Annotated in this window: 17 protein-coding genes; 13 read left to right on the top strand and 4 right to left on the bottom strand. The window is 61.6% G+C overall.

All coding sequences use genetic code 11. The annotated features are described in order from the left end of the window. The first annotated feature begins 116 nt into the window (after positions 1–116). The 4 genes from B0B52_RS17510 to B0B52_RS17495 are packed head-to-tail and all read left to right on the top strand — an operon-like array spanning position 117 to position 3870. Positions 117–920 (top strand): ABC transporter permease, encoded by an 804-nt coding sequence (locus tag B0B52_RS17510; protein WP_139351997.1) that lies wholly within the window; start codon positions 117–119, stop codon positions 918–920. A 30-nt stretch (positions 921–950) separates the two neighbouring features. Further along, positions 951–1955 (top strand): MlaD family protein, encoded by a 1005-nt coding sequence (locus tag B0B52_RS17505; protein WP_077594953.1) that lies wholly within the window; start codon positions 951–953, stop codon positions 1953–1955. After that, on the top strand, positions 1952–2632 hold the full coding sequence (locus B0B52_RS17500) for a hypothetical protein (RefSeq protein ID WP_077594952.1): 681 nt from the start codon (positions 1952–1954) through the stop codon (positions 2630–2632). Before B0B52_RS17505 ends, B0B52_RS17500 begins: the two co-directional genes overlap by 4 nt. Further along, entirely contained in the window at positions 2629–3870 is a 1242-nt protein-coding gene (locus B0B52_RS17495; RefSeq protein WP_371327408.1) for a YbfB/YjiJ family MFS transporter, read from the top strand. Before B0B52_RS17500 ends, B0B52_RS17495 begins: the two co-directional genes overlap by 4 nt. Before the next feature lie 95 nt (positions 3871–3965). Here the strand turns inward: B0B52_RS17495 and B0B52_RS17490 are convergent, their stop codons facing one another. Next, complete coding sequence (locus tag B0B52_RS17490; RefSeq protein WP_077594951.1) at positions 3966–4553, bottom strand: restriction endonuclease; 588 nt, start codon at positions 4551–4553, stop codon at positions 3966–3968. A gap of 138 nt (positions 4554–4691) precedes the next feature. On the opposite strand from B0B52_RS17490, the gene B0B52_RS22520 reads away from it, so the two are divergent. From B0B52_RS22520 to serA, 3 genes are all read left to right on the top strand, one after another. Then, positions 4692–4868, top strand: a complete 177-nt coding sequence (locus B0B52_RS22520; RefSeq protein WP_168173579.1) for a hypothetical protein — start codon at positions 4692–4694, stop codon at positions 4866–4868. After that, positions 4865–7117: an ATP-binding protein gene (locus B0B52_RS17485; protein ID WP_077594950.1), complete on the top strand. Its 2253-nt coding sequence runs from the start codon at positions 4865–4867 to the stop codon at positions 7115–7117. Before B0B52_RS22520 ends, B0B52_RS17485 begins: the two co-directional genes overlap by 4 nt. A gap of 283 nt (positions 7118–7400) precedes the next feature. Then, the gene (serA, locus tag B0B52_RS17480) at positions 7401–8630 is read left to right on the top strand and encodes a phosphoglycerate dehydrogenase (protein WP_077594949.1); all 1230 of its coding nucleotides are present in this window, start codon (positions 7401–7403) and stop codon (positions 8628–8630) included. Between the two features lie 90 nt (positions 8631–8720). Here the strand turns inward: serA and B0B52_RS17475 are convergent, their stop codons facing one another. Together B0B52_RS17475 and B0B52_RS17470 are read right to left on the bottom strand one after the other, a co-directional pair. Next, positions 8721–9329: a thioredoxin fold domain-containing protein gene (locus tag B0B52_RS17475; protein WP_077595046.1), complete on the bottom strand. Its 609-nt coding sequence runs from the start codon at positions 9327–9329 to the stop codon at positions 8721–8723. Positions 9330–9515: 186 nt separating this feature from the next. After that, complete coding sequence (locus B0B52_RS17470; RefSeq protein WP_077594948.1) at positions 9516–10487, bottom strand: tripartite tricarboxylate transporter substrate binding protein; 972 nt, start codon at positions 10485–10487, stop codon at positions 9516–9518. A 216-nt stretch (positions 10488–10703) separates the two neighbouring features. Between B0B52_RS17470 and B0B52_RS17465 the strand changes: the two genes are divergently transcribed. The 3 genes from B0B52_RS17465 (at position 10704) to B0B52_RS17455 (ending at position 13137) form a co-directional block, all read left to right on the top strand. Beyond that, positions 10704–11213 carry a hypothetical protein gene (locus B0B52_RS17465; RefSeq protein WP_077595045.1) on the top strand — a complete coding sequence of 170 codons (510 nt, stop codon included), beginning with the start codon at positions 10704–10706 and terminating at the stop codon, positions 11211–11213. Further along, the gene (locus B0B52_RS17460) at positions 11213–12493 is read left to right on the top strand and encodes an Hsp70 family protein (protein WP_077594947.1); all 1281 of its coding nucleotides are present in this window, start codon (positions 11213–11215) and stop codon (positions 12491–12493) included. The genes B0B52_RS17465 and B0B52_RS17460 overlap by 1 nt, the downstream gene beginning before the upstream one ends. Before the next feature lie 194 nt (positions 12494–12687). Next, on the top strand, positions 12688–13137 hold the full coding sequence (locus B0B52_RS17455; protein WP_077594946.1) for an Lrp/AsnC family transcriptional regulator: 450 nt from the start codon (positions 12688–12690) through the stop codon (positions 13135–13137). Positions 13138–13337: 200 nt separating this feature from the next. Here the strand turns inward: B0B52_RS17455 and B0B52_RS17450 are convergent, their stop codons facing one another. Continuing rightward, complete coding sequence (locus tag B0B52_RS17450; protein ID WP_077594945.1) at positions 13338–14048, bottom strand: hypothetical protein; 711 nt, start codon at positions 14046–14048, stop codon at positions 13338–13340. 435 nt (positions 14049–14483) lie between these two features. Between B0B52_RS17450 and B0B52_RS17445 the strand changes: the two genes are divergently transcribed. The 3 genes from B0B52_RS17445 (at position 14484) to B0B52_RS17435 (ending at position 16583) form a co-directional block, all read left to right on the top strand. Further along, positions 14484–14954, top strand: coding sequence for a DUF2721 domain-containing protein (locus B0B52_RS17445; protein ID WP_077594944.1), 471 nt, complete (start codon positions 14484–14486; stop codon positions 14952–14954). Positions 14955–15026: 72 nt separating this feature from the next. Continuing rightward, positions 15027–15662 carry an isochorismatase family protein gene (locus tag B0B52_RS17440; protein WP_077594943.1) on the top strand — a complete coding sequence of 212 codons (636 nt, stop codon included), beginning with the start codon at positions 15027–15029 and terminating at the stop codon, positions 15660–15662. 66 nt (positions 15663–15728) lie between these two features. Continuing rightward, positions 15729–16583 carry a DMT family transporter gene (locus tag B0B52_RS17435; protein ID WP_077594942.1) on the top strand — a complete coding sequence of 285 codons (855 nt, stop codon included), beginning with the start codon at positions 15729–15731 and terminating at the stop codon, positions 16581–16583. The last annotated feature ends 88 nt before the right edge of the window (positions 16584–16671 follow it).

Raw genomic sequence — 16671 nt, 5'->3', positions numbered from 1 at the left:
CCGCGCCGGATCAATGCAAGCGCAGATTTTGACGTTCGCTGTCTGATGGGCGCCATCCTGCTGGTTCGTTTCTGTTGCCGACTGCAATGCGTGCATTGCGAAGTTATCATGGCCGCATGACTCCCTTGCCTGGCCGGCACGGCACGCTTGCAGAAATCAACCACAAGGCACGAGACTGGCTGGTGGGATGGTGGCGCCTGGTCTACCTCGGCGCACTGATTCTTGTGTTGTCACTGTCTCCGTCGAGTTATGGGCCTGACAACCGCCGCGTGCTCGCGCGGCATATCTACTTCAACACCGCACCCAATCTGCTTGGCTTTACCCTCATGTGCGCGCTGATCACTGTGGTCATCACGCGCATCGTGATCGCCACTGCGCTGAGCTACGGTTTGTCCCAATATGCGCTGCAGGTGGTCATTCGCGTGCTGGTGCTGGAGTTGATCCCGCTGACAGCGGCCATGTTTGTTGCACTGCGGTGCGCGATTGCAAGCGGTGTGGAGCTTTCGATGCTCCGCCAGCAAGGTGAATTGGATGCACTGCGGCAGCGTGGGCTGGATCCAGTCCGCCACGAAGTGTTGCCGCGTGTAACGGCTGGTATTTTCTCCACCATCACGCTTGCGGCACTGAGCTGCGTGGTTGCCCTGGTGATGGCCTACCTGGCGAGCTACGGTTTTACCTTGTCCGGAGTAGCGGTGTATACACGGCTTTTCGGCCAGGTGTTCAGTCCTGACGTGACATTGATCTTTGTGCTCAAGACCCTGTTCTTCAGTCTCGCGGTGTCGCTGATCCCCATGGCCTCGGCCCTGTACGATACGACGGAGCAGCGTTTTCGCGCCAGTGCCGAGCTTCGCATCCTTGTCCGCATGTTTGCCGTTATCCTGATCATTGAAGTGGTGTCCCTGGTAGGCAATTACTACTGAACAACTGGTCCGAACACTGAACCTGTACCCATGAGCGAACCCCTGCAAACTCCATCGCCTGCTGCGTCCGCTCCTCCTCCGGCGGGCTCCGCCATGGCGATGCCGCCTGTCGCCAACCTGGAGTTCAAGGCTTTGCTGTTGCTGGTTTTCATGGCCCTGCTGGTGGTGGGGTCGGCGCTTTACGTGCTTTATGCGCGTGGGGCGTTTGAGGCCACGCAGAAACTGGTTCTTCTGTCGGACGACTCCGAAGGCGTGGTGGTCGGCATGGACATGACGTTTGCGGGCTTCCCGATCGGCCGGGTGCGCCGCACTGAGTTGGCCGAAGACGGCAAGGTCCGCATCATCGTGGACGTGCCGAGCAAAGATGCGCACTGGTTGCGTACCTCCAGCGTCTTCACCCTGGTGCGCGGGCTGGTGGGCAGCACCAACATTCGTGCCTATACAGGCATGCTGAAAGACCCGCCATTGCCCGACGGCGCTGTGCGCGAGGTTTTGCGCGGCGACACCGCCGCCGAGATTCCCAAACTGGTGGCCGCAGCCAAAGACCTGCTGGAAAACCTCAACACCCTGACCGGCTCAGAAGGCGCTGTCGGCGCCAGCATGGGCAACCTGCAAAAACTCACCGAAAGGCTGAATGGCCCGGGTGGTGCGCTCAGTGTGCTGCTGGGTAATGACGCCGAAGCCAAGAAGTTGCTCGCTACGCTGGACCGCACCAACGCATTGCTGACCAAGCTCGACAGTCTGGCCGCCAAGACCGACACGCAGGTGTTTGGCGCCAACGGCGTGATGCCGGAAGCTCGAGCCACTGTGGTGCAGCTCAACACCCTGCTCGGCGAAGCGCGCAGCAGCCTGAAAAAAGTCGACGCGGTGCTGGTCGATGCCCAAGCCGTGGGCGCCAATGCCCGGGCCGCCACCGACGACCTGGGAGCGCTGCGCGCCGAGGTCGAGTCCAGCCTGCGCAAGGTGGACGGCCTGATCAACGAGATTAATCGCAAATGGCCGTTCGCCCGGGACACGGAGATCAAGCTGCCATGAGCTCGCTCACAAACAAGCTGCGGCTCTTTGCCATTCTGTTGTTGATGGCTCTGGGCGCCTGCAGCAGCGGCCCCAAAGCCCCCGACTGGCAGATGGAAGCCAAAAGTTCCATGGACCGCGCTCTGGGCGCCTACCTGGAAGGCAATACGCGTGTCGAGGCGATGGAGTTCGGTCGCGTGCGCAGCGAGCTTTCCAGCACCGGTCGTGCTGATCTGATGGCCCGGGCAGAACTGCTGCGCTGCGCTGGCCGCGTTGCCAGTCTGGTGCTGGAGCCTTGCGCGGGTTTTGAGCTTTTGCGGCAAGACGCGCCGGCCGCCGAGCGCGCTTATGCCGATTACCTTGAAGGCCGGTTGCAGCCACAGGACCTTGCCTTGCTGCCCGCATCGCAGCGCGCCGCTGCCGCGGCCGGTGCGGACGTGGCGGCCGTGAAGGGTATTGCAGACCCGCTGTCGCAACTGGTTGCCGCTGCTGTGATCTTTCGTTCCGGCCGCGCCAGCCCGGCGCTGCTGCAGCAGGCGGTGGACACCGCTTCCAGCCAGGGCTGGCGAAGGCCCTTGCTGGCCTGGCTGGGTGTGCAACTGCAGGTGGCGGAGAAGGGCGGCGATGCCGACGCTGTCGCGCGCCTGCGCCGCCGCATCGCGCTGACGCAAAACACAATCACGGGCACCAAACCGTGAGCCGGGCCGCCGTGGGCCGATGGGCGATTGCCATCGCCGGCATGCTGTCGCTGGCCACTGCCATGGGCATAGGCCGCTTTGCCTTCACGCCTCTGCTGCCCATGATGCTCAGCGATGGCGTGATTGACCTGCCTTCCGCCAGCTGGCTCGCCAGTGCCAACTATCTCGGTTACCTGGTGGGTGCGCTGCTGTGCACTTTCCAGCCCTGGATATGGAAGCACTTCCGCTTCTTGCCGGCAGTTGCAGCGTCGACCTGGGTGCGCACAGGCCTGGTGGCCACCACGCTGCTGACACTTGGCATGGCGGTGCAATGGCCGGTCGCCTGGCCGCTGCTTCGGTTTTTGGCCGGGGTGGCCAGCGCGCTGGTGTTTGTTTACACCTCGGGCTGGTGTTTGGCCCAGCTGGCCCGGCTGGACGCGTCTGCGATGGGCGGTGTCATGTACGCGGGGCCGGGCGCCGGCATTGCATTGAGTGGCCTGTTTGCCAGCGGCATGGTGGCGCTGCACTGGAAAGCCGCCACCGGCTGGCTGATTTTTGGTGTGCTGGCCGCCGTCTTGGCCGCGGTTGTATGGAGAACGTTTCAGGAGCGCGGCGAGGGGCAGGGCGGCGGCGCGCCCGGCGCTTCGGCGAACGCGGTCGCCAGCAGCCATGCACCGGCGGGCCGGCCACAAATGCTTTTTCTGGCACTGGCCTACGGGCTGGCTGGCTTTGGCTACATCATTACCGCCACTTTTTTGCCCGTGATTGCACGCGAGGCCATGCCGGGCTCGGCCTGGATTGATTTTTTCTGGCCGATCTTCGGCGGCGGGGTGGTGACCGGTGCGCTGCTTGCGACACGTATTCCTGCTACCGGGGATTTCCGTTACCTGCTCGCCGGCTGTTATGGCGTGCAGGCGCTGGGTATCGCTGCCAGCGTTTTCAGCCCCAATCTGGCTGGATTTGCCATCGGCAGCCTGTTGCTGGGCATTCCTTTTACCGCGATCACTTTTTTCGCGATGCAGGAAGTGCGGCGCTTGCGGCCTGCTGCCGCGGCAAGCTACATGGGTTTGCTGACAGCGGTGTACGGCATCGGGCAGATTGCCGGCCCGCCCATGGTGGCGGTGTTGTTGCGGCACAGCCAAAGCCTTGGGGAAGGCTTCACTCTCTCGCTGGAAATTGCCGCCGGCAGCTTGCTGGCCGGCGCGTTGATGTACCTGTGGATGGCCAGTGCCTACCCGGTGATGGGCAAGAGGGCCTAGACTGGGTTTTTTCGTTTTTATGAGGAAAAAAGGCTCTCAGCCCTTTGCCAGCGGTCGCAGTAAGCTATCAAAACCAGAGCAACCGGCATTCGCTCTTAGGCTTTCCGGGGTTCCAGCACAGGCCTGAGCAATTGCGCCAGCTCCGTGCCCTCGATCACCCTGATCTGTTGGGCCGCGGCAAACTGGCGTGCGTTGGCGGTGACCTCGCCGGTGGTGACGCAAATGCTGCTGTTGGCATCACACGCGCGGCGGGCAGCTTCCAGGGCCTGGAAAGGCTCCAGCCCCAGGCGCGCGGCCTTCCAGCGTTTGCCACTGAGCAGCACGGTGCGGCCGGCCTTGAGCAGTTCGAAATCAGCGGCCGCGCTGTCGAGGCGCCGCACCTCAAAACCCTCCAGTTTCAGGGCTTGTTCCAGGGCCGCAGAAAAATCGCGCCAGGACATCGCTCCTATCTGCGCCAGCGTGTCGGCCACGTGGGCGGTGCTGGGCGCGCGGAATTGCCGCCAGGCGGTGATCACGGCGATCACCACGAAGGGAAAGCCGCCCATGGCGCCGAATAAAAAGTACTGGGGCGGCAGCAAGGCCCTGGCGACCATCGCGATCGCGACGCTGATGGCCAGGCTGATCCACCACGGTGAACGCAGCAGGATGGCAAAAAGTGACTTTTCAGCCATTTTGAATTTCAAGGTCTTCCTTTCGGGTGAGGGGAGGTTGTATCACGGCGTTGCCTGGCGGCATCGCACCGGGGTGTCAATCGCGGCTTTCTGAAAAATCCGCTTTTGACCTACGTGGGCGCGGAGAAAGCCTCTTTATAGTAGGGCACCATGCACAGTCCCACAGATCCCATTGGCAACATTTCCCGGCCCCTGCGACTGGCTGAGGCCATGGCCGGGAGTGGCGCAGGGCCTTCCGAGCTGGAAGCGCTGTGTTCCCAGGCAATCGGCGATACGTTTGCACGCCTCGAAGGCGACGGTGCTGAACGCATGATCGAAGGCAGATGATGGTCCGGCCCGACAAGGAAGCGCGTGTGCTGCGCCCAGTCGCTATTCAGAATGCCGAGCGCATTCCTCCTGCGAGGCAGCTCGCCGACGACGCGCTGCTGGCCGCGCATGACGGACTGGAAGACAAGACCCGGGAGCTCAACTTTTCCCTCTCGATGATGCGCGCCACGCTGGACGCCAGCCGGGACGGCATCCTTGTCACCGATGACGATGCCCGCGTTACCGGCTTTAACCAGCAGTATGTGCAGATGTGGGGCATGACCGAAGAAATCATGGCCTCGCGAGACCATGAACGGCTGCTGTCTGTTGCCAGCCCCCAGGTAGAGGGCGCACAGCAGTATCTGGACCGGGTCCATGAAATTTACCGGACCGCGCCGGCGCAAAGTTTTGACCTGCTCGAACTGCGAGATGGCAGGGTCTACGAGCGGTCTTCCAAGACCCAGTTTGTTGAAGGCCGTCATGTTGGGCGGGTCTGGGTATTCCGGGACATCACCGAGCAGCGCCGTGCCGAGGATGCCTTGCGCAAAAAAGCCCGCGTGCTCGAACTGCTCAACAAGACCGGGACCATCCTCACGGCCAAGCTGGACGTGCATTTGCTGGCACAAGCCGTGATTGATGCCGCTACCGAAATCAGCGGCGCGAAGATTGGGGCGTTCTTCTACACCGCCGCGGCCGAGGGCGCCAAGGGATTCCTGCTTCAGGCCGTGTCGGGCATGCAGTTGAAAGACTTTGACACCTGCGGCCTACCGCGCACGGGTGCATTGTTTGACCTGACGCTCAGCGGCGCGCCGCTGGTCCATCTCGACGACCTGCTGAAAGACCCGCGTTATGAGAGGCCGGCCCGCAAGGACGGTTTTCGGGCTGTTGATGCTCCCGTCCGGAGTTACCTGGCCGTGCCGGTGGCGTCTGGTTCGGCGGAGGTCATTGGTGGGCTCTTTTTTGGCCATCCGGATGTAGGGGTTTTTGATGAACGTGCCGAAAGACTGGTGACAGGCATTGCAGCCCAGGCAGGTGTGTCGATTGACAATGCCCGGTTGTATGAGGTGGCCCGGCAGGCCGCCGAAGAAAGGGAAAAACTTCTGGAAAGCGAGCGTGCCGCACGCAACGAAGCGGAACAGATGAGTCAAATGAAGGATGAGTTTCTGGCGATGCTGGCCCACGAGTTGCGCAACCCGTTGGCGCCGCTGCGCAACAGCGTGGAAATTTTGCGCCGCGGGGGTGTTGAGCCGCCAGAGCTGGAGAAAACCCGCGCCATCATGGACCGCCAGCTTGCGCACATGACGCGCCTGGTTGACGACCTGCTCGATGTCAGCCGCATCAGCCGCGGCAAGCTGGAGTTGCGGCTTGAGCAGATCCGGCTGGACGACGCGATACGCAGCGCCGTCGAAACCAGCCGCCCCGTGCTCGCCGAGCGGCAGCATGTGTTTAACCTTCAGTTGCCGGATCAGCCGATCATCCTCACCGGGGACCTGGTGCGTCTGTCACAAGCCTTCACCAACCTGCTTAACAACGCGGCGAAATACACCCCTGCGGGTGGTTCTGTTCAGTCGCACGTCGTGGCCGATGGAGCCGGTGTGACGGTAAGCGTCGAAGACAACGGCGCGGGCATTCCCGATCACCTGCGCGACCGCATCTTTGACATGTTTGTACAAGGCGAGCACAACCCGGCAGCCCCGACGATCCAAGGCGGGCTGGGCATCGGACTGACGCTGGTTCGCAAGATTGTCGAGATGCATGGGGGCAGCATTCGTGTCGAAAACCGTCGCGATGGCCCCGGCAGCCGTTTTGTCGTCTGGCTGCCGGTCGCACAGGCCGCTTCGGCTTCGGTATTGCCTGATGTTGCAACCGGCACCGGGCAGCAGATCGGGGTCACGGATGCCACTTTCGAGCCGCGCCGTATCCTGGTCACCGACGACAACCAGGACGCAGCCCTGACGCTGGCAAACCTGCTCGGCATGATGGGGCACGAGGTTCGAACTGCCAACGATGGTGTCGAGGCCATTGCCCTGGCCGAAAGTTTCAAGCCGCAGTTTATTTTTCTCGACATCGGCATGCCGCGCATGGATGGGTACGAAGCTTGCCGCAGGATCCGCCAACTGGCCCAGGACCCGCCCCCCTTTGTGGTGGCGCTTACCGGATGGGGGCAGGCTGATGACAAGCGCAAGGCTGAGGCAGCCGGGTTTGACCTGCACTTCACCAAGCCCGTTGATCCGGAACGGCTGGAAGCCCTGGTAGGAAGCAATTTCTGAAATCCGTGACCGCATGGGTTTGGTGATGGGTTGGCCATGGACAGGTGCGCTTCAAAATTTATAGCTGTATGTGCTTGAATTCATTGGGCTGCAGCCATTTTTGATTGAATAATTTCCTTGGCGGCGCAGATATTTCCGGCGGAAAGAACGGGTTTCTTCTCCCTTGACCAGCACCTGGTGCAAGCGCGGACAACCTTGCGGCGATGGGGACAAAACCGCGATGGAAGCTTGATGCGCACCCTCCTGGTTCATACTTCGGTGCTTCACAACACGCCTGAGAGCCATGAGCAAAACCTCGACCGACAAGAAAAAGATCAAATTTCTCCTGCTGGAGGGCATTCACCCCTCAGCCGTGGATGTCCTTCGTGCAGCGGGGTACACACAGATCGAAAGCCTGTCCGGAGCGCTGGAAGGTGATGAACTCAAGGCAAAGATTGCCGACGCACATTTTGTGGGTATCCGCTCCCGCACGCAGCTTACGGCCGACGTCTTTGCCCATGCCACCAAACTCGCGGCGGTGGGTTGTTTTTGCATCGGAACCAACCAGGTTGACCTGAGCGCTGCACGTGAGCGCGGCGTTGCGGTTTTCAACGCGCCGTTTTCCAATACCCGCTCTGTGGCCGAACTGGTGCTGGCCGAAGCGATCCTGTTGCTGCGCGGCGTGCCCGAAAAAAGCGCGGTAGCGCACCGCGGTGGCTGGCAGAAGTCGGCTGAAAATGCGTTCGAGATTCGCGGCAAGACCCTGGGCATTGTCGGTTACGGCTCCATCGGCACGCAGCTGTCGGTGCTGGCCGAGGCGCTGGGCATGCAGGTCGTGTTTTTCGACGTGGTCACCAAGCTGCCGCTGGGCAATGCGCGCCAGGCCGGCAAGCTCACCGACCTGCTGGCGCAGTCGGATGTCGTTAGCCTGCATGTGCCGGAAACGGCCGCCACGCAGTGGATGATGGGTGCGGCAGAAATTGCCGCCATGAAGCCGGGGAGTGTGCTGATCAATGCCTCGCGCGGCACGGTGGTCAAAATTGAAGCCCTGGCCGAAGCGCTGCGGGCCAAAAAATTGCTCGGAGCCGCCATCGACGTTTTCCCGGTCGAGCCGCGCAGCAACAAGGACGTGTTCGAGTCACCCTTGCGCGGCCTGGACAACGTGATCCTGACGCCGCACGTTGGCGGCTCGACCATGGAGGCTCAGGAAAACATCGGCATCGAGGTGGCAGAAAAACTGGTGAAGTACAGCGACAACGGAACCTCGACCTCGTCGGTCAATTTTCCCGAGGTGGCGCTGCCCGCGCATCCGGGCAAACATCGCCTGCTCCATATTCACCGCAACGTGCCGGGCGTGCTGGCCGAGATCAACCGGGTGTTCTCGGACAACAACATCAACATTGCGTCGCAGTTTCTGCAGACCAATGAAGCCATCGGTTACGTGGTGATCGACATCGACGCGGCCCATTCCGACATGGCACTGGCCAAGCTGGCCGGCGTGCCAGGCACCATTCGCAGCCGCGTCCTGTTTTAAGCAGGGGTGCTGAACACGCTATCAAAAAAAGAGCTGCTGGCGCCCTTATTCATTGGGCGCGAGCAGCTTTTTATTTGAAAAGAAGGTAATTTATTGCGCTGCAGGCACCTGCAGGCCCAGCAGGTTTGCCAGTGCAGCGGTCGGCATGGACCCCTCCTTCGTCACCAATACACCGCTTTGTGCATGGGTGCCGACGATGGTCGGAATCGAGGCGAAGCCCAGGCGCGTCAGGAGTGCCGTGTTTTTGGCCACCGTTTCCTTTTGCGCGGCAATGTCACTGCCGGCGCTGATGCCGCCGCCCTTGGCCTGCATGGACGCCTCATGTTCGTCCATCGCTGCCACCGGGTCTTTGGCCGCGAGCAGGGTGGCGCCCTGAGAAGTGCTGGAAGCATTGAGCAAGCCCACCGGAATCCATACAAATTTCGCTTGCGACCGCAGCGGTTTGGCGGCCAGCCACAAGGCAGTGCAATGTGGGCATTGGGCATCGAAGAAGACATACACCGTGCGGGCGCTCATGGTTGAGCCGACGGTGAAACCCTTGGCCTCGGCGGCAATCACGGCTGTAGACACCGGTGTGGAGCCAGCCTTGACCGGTGCGTCTGTACCGGGGGTGTCCTTGCAGCCGGACACCAGCAGGCCGGCGGCGAGCAGAAGCGCGAGGAGGGTGGCGGGAAAAAGCTTGAAGGTAGGGCGTGTCATGGCGGTCCGTTCGGGGATGAACCGCAAAGCATAGCGCAGGCGCGGCAGGGCCATGAGGGGCCTTTTTTCTTGCCCCCGCATTCTGTGCGCCACTCTGTGGATAAGCGCGTGGACAAGCCCGCAAAGCCTTGCCGGCCGGGGCTTGCCGGACTGTGCCCGATATTTGGGCACCAGCACGAACTGGATTTAGCCCTTGTTGGTCAGGCCCAGACGTTCGATGGTCGCCTTTTCGGCGATGAAGGTCTCGCGCGCAAAGCGCGTGTACTGCGAGGTGTTCATATAGATCACCGATTGGTCGTACTTGTCGAAGGTTGCCAGCACCGCCGGGTCATTGAGGGTTTTTCGGAACGCTTCGTGCAGCGTCGCCACAACGGCCGGGTCCATCCCCTTGGGGCCGCACACGCCGAAAGGCGAGTCCGACACGGTGTCGTAGCCCAGCTCGTTCAGCGTCGGCACGTTGGGCCAGCGCTTGGTGCGTTTGCTGCCGTAAGTGGCCAGCAGGCGCAACTTGCCCGATTCCACATGCGGGCCCCAGCCGGTGGCGTCGCTTGCGGCCATCACGTGGCCACCCAGGATGGCCTGCATGTTGTCGGCATTGCCCTTGAAAGGCACATGCGTGAGCTTGATGCCGGCGCGCTGCGCGAACTCCTCCATCGCCAGATGAGGGCTGGTGCCGGTGCCGGTGGATCCATAGGTGAATTTCTCGGGGTTGGCCTTGGCATAGGCCACCAGGTCTTTGATGCTCTTGATGGGCGAGTCCGCTGGCACCACAAGGCCGAAGGTGTAGCCGGTCAGGCAGGCGATCCAGGTGAAATCCTTGAGCGGGTCGTATTGCACTTTCTGCATGTGCGGAATGCGGAACACGCCGTGCGGCAGCTGCGTGAGCGTGTAGCCGTCGGGTTTGGCGCTCATCATCTCGTTGGCGCCCAGCATGCCGCCGGCGCCTGGTTTGTTTTCGACAATGATGGTCTGGCCCAGGCTCTTGCCGGCGCTTTCGGCCAGCACACGGATCACGGCGTCGGTCGAGCCGCCTGCCGGCCATGGGCAGATGTATTTGATCGGACGCGAAGGGTAGGCCTGCGCGCTGGCCAGCAAAGGCAAGGCTGCACCGGCCACTGCGGCAGTAGTGCTGGCGATGAATGTGCGGCGGTTGGTCATGAACGTTCTCCGGGATGTTGCAAGTAATCAAAAGGGATAAGCGTATCGGTACAGCGCGTGGCTGTCATCAAGGTTTACGAGCGGGGCGGATTCTGCAACGCGGAACAGCCGCCGCAGCAGCAGAGGGCACGCTGCGTATGCGGGGTAAAATCGCACCGACAGACAAGGCGCGGCAGCGCCATTTTTTTTGACTGAAAACGACTCCCCTTGACCGATATTACCGACGCCTCCTCCGACTTTCCCTTTCCGGAAACCTCCACCGATCCGGATGCGCCCGTGCAGCAGGCACGCCTGTGGTGCGGCGATGGCTGGACCGCACGTGTTCTCAAGAATGAAGACGACGACGGCTGGGCGGTGGCCATGATCAAGGATGGCGAACCTGAGCCTGCATTGGTAGGCCCCTGGACCATGGGGCGTGACAAGAAGAATCCCAAGCCTCTCGACGGCCCGGCCTTCAGCACGTTGGTAAAAACCGCTTCCGAGTTTGTGCGCCGTCATGAGCAGCAATTGCATGCTTCGCTGCACCAGAGCCTGGAGGTCAGCGCGCGTGGTGCGCGAATCACGGTCTCGCTGGACATCGTGCCGGATGAAGACAACCCTTCAGCCTTGTTGACGGCACACGATGAGGCGGGCGAACAACTGGCACAGGTGCGTGTGTCACCGGCCTTCAAGCTCAGCCGCGCCAGTGCAACCGCCTGGGCCGACGGCGGCTTTGCCAAGCCTTGATGGCTGGCGCCTTGCCGACCCGGCCCGACGCCTGCGGCATTGACTTCGGAACTTCCAACTCCACCGCCGGTTGCGGCAGCGATTCCGAACCGGGCCGCGCTGTTCTGTTGAATCTGGAAGACGGCAAGCCGACCATACCTTCGGTGGTGTTTTTTCATGCCGAAGACAGGCACATCAGCTACGGCCGGGCAGCACTGGCAGATTACCTGGCCGGCGATGAGGGGCGCCTGATGCGCTCGCTCAAAAGCCTGCTTGGCACGTCGCTGATTGACGAACAGACCGAGGTGGCGGGCCAGGCCTTGCCGTTTCGTGCATTGCTGGCGCAGTTCATCGGTGAACTCAAGCGACGGGCCGAACATGCTGCTGGGCGCGAGTTCACGCGTGCCGTGCTGGGGCGGCCGGTGTTTTTTGTCGATGGCGATGCGGCGGCTGACCGGCAGGCTGAAAACACGCTGGCCGAAATTGCGCGCGCCGTCGGCCTGAAGGAAATCGCTTTCCAGTACGAGCCCATTGCCGCGGCTTTTGCCTATGAGGCCCAGGTCACGCGCGAAGAGCTGGTGCTGGTGGTTGACATTGGCGGCGGCACCTCGGACTTCGCACTGGTGCGGCTGGCGCCTGAAGGCGTACGCAAAGCGGACCGGCGCGAGGACATCCTGGCCAGTGGGGGTGTGCACATAGGCGGTACCGACTTCGACAAATACCTCAGCCTGGGCAGCGTCATGCCCTTGCTGGGTTTGGGCAGCCAGCTCAAGAACGGCTTGCAGATGCCTTCGGCCCAGTATTTCAACCTGGCAACCTGGCACACCATCAACTTTGCCTACACAAAACAGGCGTGGTCGCAGATCAGCGAGCTGTATCGCGAGGCGCAGGAAAAGGAAAAGCTCGCGCGCCTGCAGAAGCTGGTGGCCGAGCGTGCAGGCCATTGGCTGGCCATGCAAGTGGAAGAAGCCAAGATAGCGCTTTCAGGCACGCCGCAAACAGAACTGAACCTGGGGCGCATCGATCCCGGTGAAGTTCTCGTTTTGCATCGAGCCGACTTTGATGCGGCCATTGGCGAGCTGACAGATACGGTTGCCCGGGCCGTCACCGGCCTGTTGCGAGACGCCGGGGTGCTGCCAGCGCAGGTGGATACGGTGTTTTTTACCGGCGGCTCAAGCAGCGTGCCTTTGCTGCGCGAGCGTGTTGCCGCGCTGCTGCCGCAGGCGCGCCGGGCCGAGGGCGACCTGTTCGGCAGCATAGGCAGCGGCCTGGCGATTGACGCGTTGCGGAAGTTCGGCTGAGCCGCACATGCCCAAACGCACCAGTGGGCGGTAACCCGCTGGTGCGTCTGCCTTGCAACACGTATCGGTAAATTCGTTTGCCAGAAAGAAGTATCCGCTTCGAAGCGGAGAAAGTGCTTCTGTATTTCTTTTGATTTTCAATGATTTAAGTAATAATTTCTTTAAATATTGATTAATAGAGGAAATATTTCTGCATGGATAAAATTGATCGAAAAATACTTCAGGTTCTGCAGGCCAATGCACGCGCCAGTTTGCAGGAGATCGGCCAGGCCGTCGGCCTGAGCCACACACCGTGCTGGAGCCGCATCAAGAAGATGGAGGAGTCCGGCGTCATCGAGGGGTACACCGTGCGCATCAACGCCGCGGCGCTGGACCTGAGTGATACCGTGTTGGTGCAGGTCACGCTGGACAGCCACTCCGACAACACGCTGGAAAAATTCGGCGAAACCCTGGCGAAGATTCCGGAAGTGATCGAGGCTTACCTGGTGTCAGGTGACTATGACTACCTGCTGCGCATTGCCGTCAGCGGCACCAAGGACTATGAGCGCCTGCTGCGTGAGCGGCTCTACAAGATCAAGGGCATACGCCACAGCAAATCCAGCTTTGTGCTGCGCACCCTGAAAAAAGCCGACTTGCCGCTCTAAGCGCTGTCTTGCCGTCTACCAACGCTCGCCGCCTGCCGGCTCGCAGCTGCCGCAGTGGCTGCCTTCATGCGAGCGCATAAGCATGGTCGCCTGGCAGGGCGCCCCTTTCGCAGTGCTGGCGGAATTTATAAGCAAAAAGTGCCACCAGCCCTTTGCAATCGGGCGCAAGCAGCTATCAAAACAGGAGCGGATGCCAGGCTTCAGCCGATGACAAGGGCCTGTTCGATTTCGCTGAACAGCATGTCGGCATGGTTGGCGCTGTAGCTGATGCTGACTTTTTCGGCTGCCGCAAGGGCCTGCACATCGTCCCATCCCAGCGCACGGTACATGCGCGCCTCATCGACGCCGGCTTCGCTCTCGCCCTCGCCGCGGATCATGTTGATGCAAACCCGGGTCTGGCCATCGGCGGGCTGATTGCTGAGCACCACGGTGGCTGGCGCTTCGGCGGCATCGGTGAGGGCAATCAGGCAGGCGGTGAACACGGTTCTAAGCGCGAAGACGGACGTATTCACCTCCGGCGCGTTGATCTGGTTGTCCACCGTGAAGCCGCGAAAGGCCAGGTCGGTAGTGAGCATGCCTAGCGCTTCTTCCACGCCGGCTTCCAGCGAGATGACGCCGTTTTCCTTGGGGATGACCCAGGTGATCAGGTTCATGCAGCCGCTGGCGGCCGATCGCGACAGTGTGCTGATCGACTTGCTGTTGTCGCGCAGCACGGCCAGGTCGGGCGCGGGCGCCTGCAGGCGCCTCTCGAGGATGGCGGAAATCATGCCTATGGGTTGCAGCGTGCCCGCCATGTGGTGGCGGATGGCTGGTGCAATGCGGCGCAGCAGCGCGTAGCGCGCAGCCTCTTCGCGGAGCAGTTCCTGACCGGGTTGTGAAGCGTGGACGGAAAGGGTGTTGGGCGGTGTCATAACTCTTCACTCAAGGTCAGGGAGGCAACTCAAATATCCTATCACCGGCTTGGCGTGCGTGCGGCGCAGGCTACCAGGAGGGGCACGTCCCTGTCGGCCAGCCAGGCTTGCAGGGCTTCGGCACCACCGATTTTTTGCCCGGCGATGAACACCTTTAGCACGGTTCCGACACCGGCCACTGTCTGTTGCGGCGGATCTTGAAGGTGACATCGGGAACGCGTTGTCCCTCTCGGTTGGGCAGCATGCGGGAATCCTTTGGATTGGCCAGCCAGGGCCGGTACGGGCGCTTGAGCAAGCAGTGTGGGCCTGCTTTTGCCTGAGGGATGTCGGACAGAGACGACATTCACGTAGGAGGCGGTGTGTAAGCGTACCGGGAGGGGCCGGCGGCCGCATGACAAAATGCCGTCTTCCCCATCAAGAGCCGGAGCCCCCTCGATGAATTTTGCGTCTGACCTTGCCACAGTGACCCACGGCATACAGCTGGCAGTGGCCCCGGTGTTTCTGCTGACGGCCGTCTCCGGCATGATTGCCGCCGTGGCCGGGCGTCTGGCGCGCATCATCGACCGCGCACGCTTTCTGGAAAACAGGCTGGAGGCGGGCGGTGTTGAAGAGAGCAAGGCGAAAAAAATGTACGCAGAGCTGGGAGAGCTCAGGCACCGCGGCTGGCTGGTCAACGGCTGCCTGGCCTTGCTGACGTTTTGCGCCATCCTGATCGGGCTAACCATTGTTTTGCTGTTCCTTGGCGAAACCAGCGACCTGCCCATCCTGAAAATCGCCACGGTGAGTTTTCTCTCGGGCGTGTGCTGTTTCCTGCTGGCTCTTTTGTGTTTTCTGGCCGAGACGCTGCTGGCGACACGGCTGCTCAAGTTTGCCGAACTGCCGGTACAGCCAACGCCCCGACCTTGAAGGTCAACCCTCCGCACTGCTGCGACAACGCTCTGTACAACTGATTTTTTCAATAGACTTTCTGGAATAAACATGCTGCTTGATGCCGATGACTCTCAACTTGTGCTGGTGGACTACCAGACGCGGCTGATGCCCGCCATTTTTGAGTGCGAACTGGTTCTTGCCAATGCCTTGCGCCTGGCCCGGCTGGCCGGTTTGATGCAGGTTCCGTTGTGGGGCACAGCCCAAAATCCGGACGGTCTGGGTGCCACCATGCCTGAGTTGCAGACCCTGATTGAAGCGGCAGCCGGAAGGACCTTGGCCAAGATGCATTTCAATGCGGTCGAAGACGGGCTGAGCGAGCTGCTACGGCCACCGGTTCGAAAAGCGCAGGGTGGCGGTAACGCCCGCAGCCTGCCCAAACACCTGCAAAAAGCCGCACCGGCCGAAGAAGAGGGCAGAGGCGTGATTGTTCTGGCTGGCTGCGAGGCGCATGTGTGCCTGCTGCAGACGGCGCTGGGTTTGCTTGATGAAGAGTTTGAGGTTTGGGTGGTTACCGATGCCTGCAGCTCCCGCACCGAGCGTAACCGTGACGCTGCCTTCGACCGCCTGGCCGGCGCTGGCGCCGAATTGGTGACAACCGAGATGGTCGCCTTCGAATGGCTGCGCACGGCTGAGCACCCGGCGTTCGGGAAAGTGCTTGAGCTGGTGAAGCAGGGCGCTGCCTAGCCTGCCCGGGTTCAAACCCCGTATTTGTTCCGGCGGTATGAAGGCCGCCCATCGCTAAGATGCGTCATGGTTCCTGCACGCCTGGTCACCTTGACGTTTCTCGCCATGATGGCGTTTGCGGGCAATTCATTGCTCTGCCGGGCGGCGCTCAAAGACAGCGGAATGGATGCCGCCAGTTTCACCACCGTCCGCCTGGTTTCGGGTGCATTGGTCCTCTGGCTGTTGGTGCGAGCAGGGCGCCGCACGGTCGAGGGTGGCGGTAACTGGCTGTCGGCTCTGGCCCTGTTTGCTTATGCCGCCGGGTTTTCTTTTGCGTATCTGAGCCTGCCGGCGGCGAGTGGTGCGTTGTTGCTGTTCGGCGCCGTTCAGGCGACGATGATCGGTCATGGTGTCTGGTCAGGCGAGCGATTTCGCAAGCTGCAGCTGTTCGGCCTCGTCCTGGCGCTGGTCGGGCTGGTGGGGCTGCTGCTGCCCGGTTTATCGGCGCCGCCGCTGGCGGGTTCATTGCTGATGCTGGGCGCCGGGGTGGCTTGGGGCATTTATTCCCTGCGCGGCAGGGGGCAGGGCGACCCGACCCGGGTGACGGCGGGCAATTTCCTGCGTGCAGCGCCGATCGCTGCCGCATTAAGCGTATCGATGGTGAACCAGGTGTCGGTGGATGCTGCCGGCTTCTGGTACGCGCTTGCGTCAGGCGCCCTGACCTCCGCGGTGGGTTACGCCATTTGGTACACGGCCTTGCCGGCCTTGAAAGCCACCAGTGCCGCAACCGTGCAGCTGAGTGTTCCTGTGATTGCTGCGCTGGGGGGCGTGGCTCTTCTTGGGGAGGAGATCACACTGCGACTGGTGCTGGCTTCGCTGGCCATTCTCGGGGGTATTGCGATGGTGATCCTGGAGAAGCCACGTTCGCCAGAACAGCCATGAACGGGATGGCAGCCTGATTACCGTCGACGTGCTTGGGGTGTAAGCGTGCCGCAAGACTATTATTTATAATTATGAATTCAATTTAAAC

Origin of the sequence: Polaromonas sp. A23, from assembly GCF_002001015.1 — a bacterium.
Lineage (GTDB): Bacteria > Pseudomonadota > Gammaproteobacteria > Burkholderiales > Burkholderiaceae_C > Polaromonas.
This window is presented reverse-complemented; position numbering and strand designations above follow the sequence as displayed.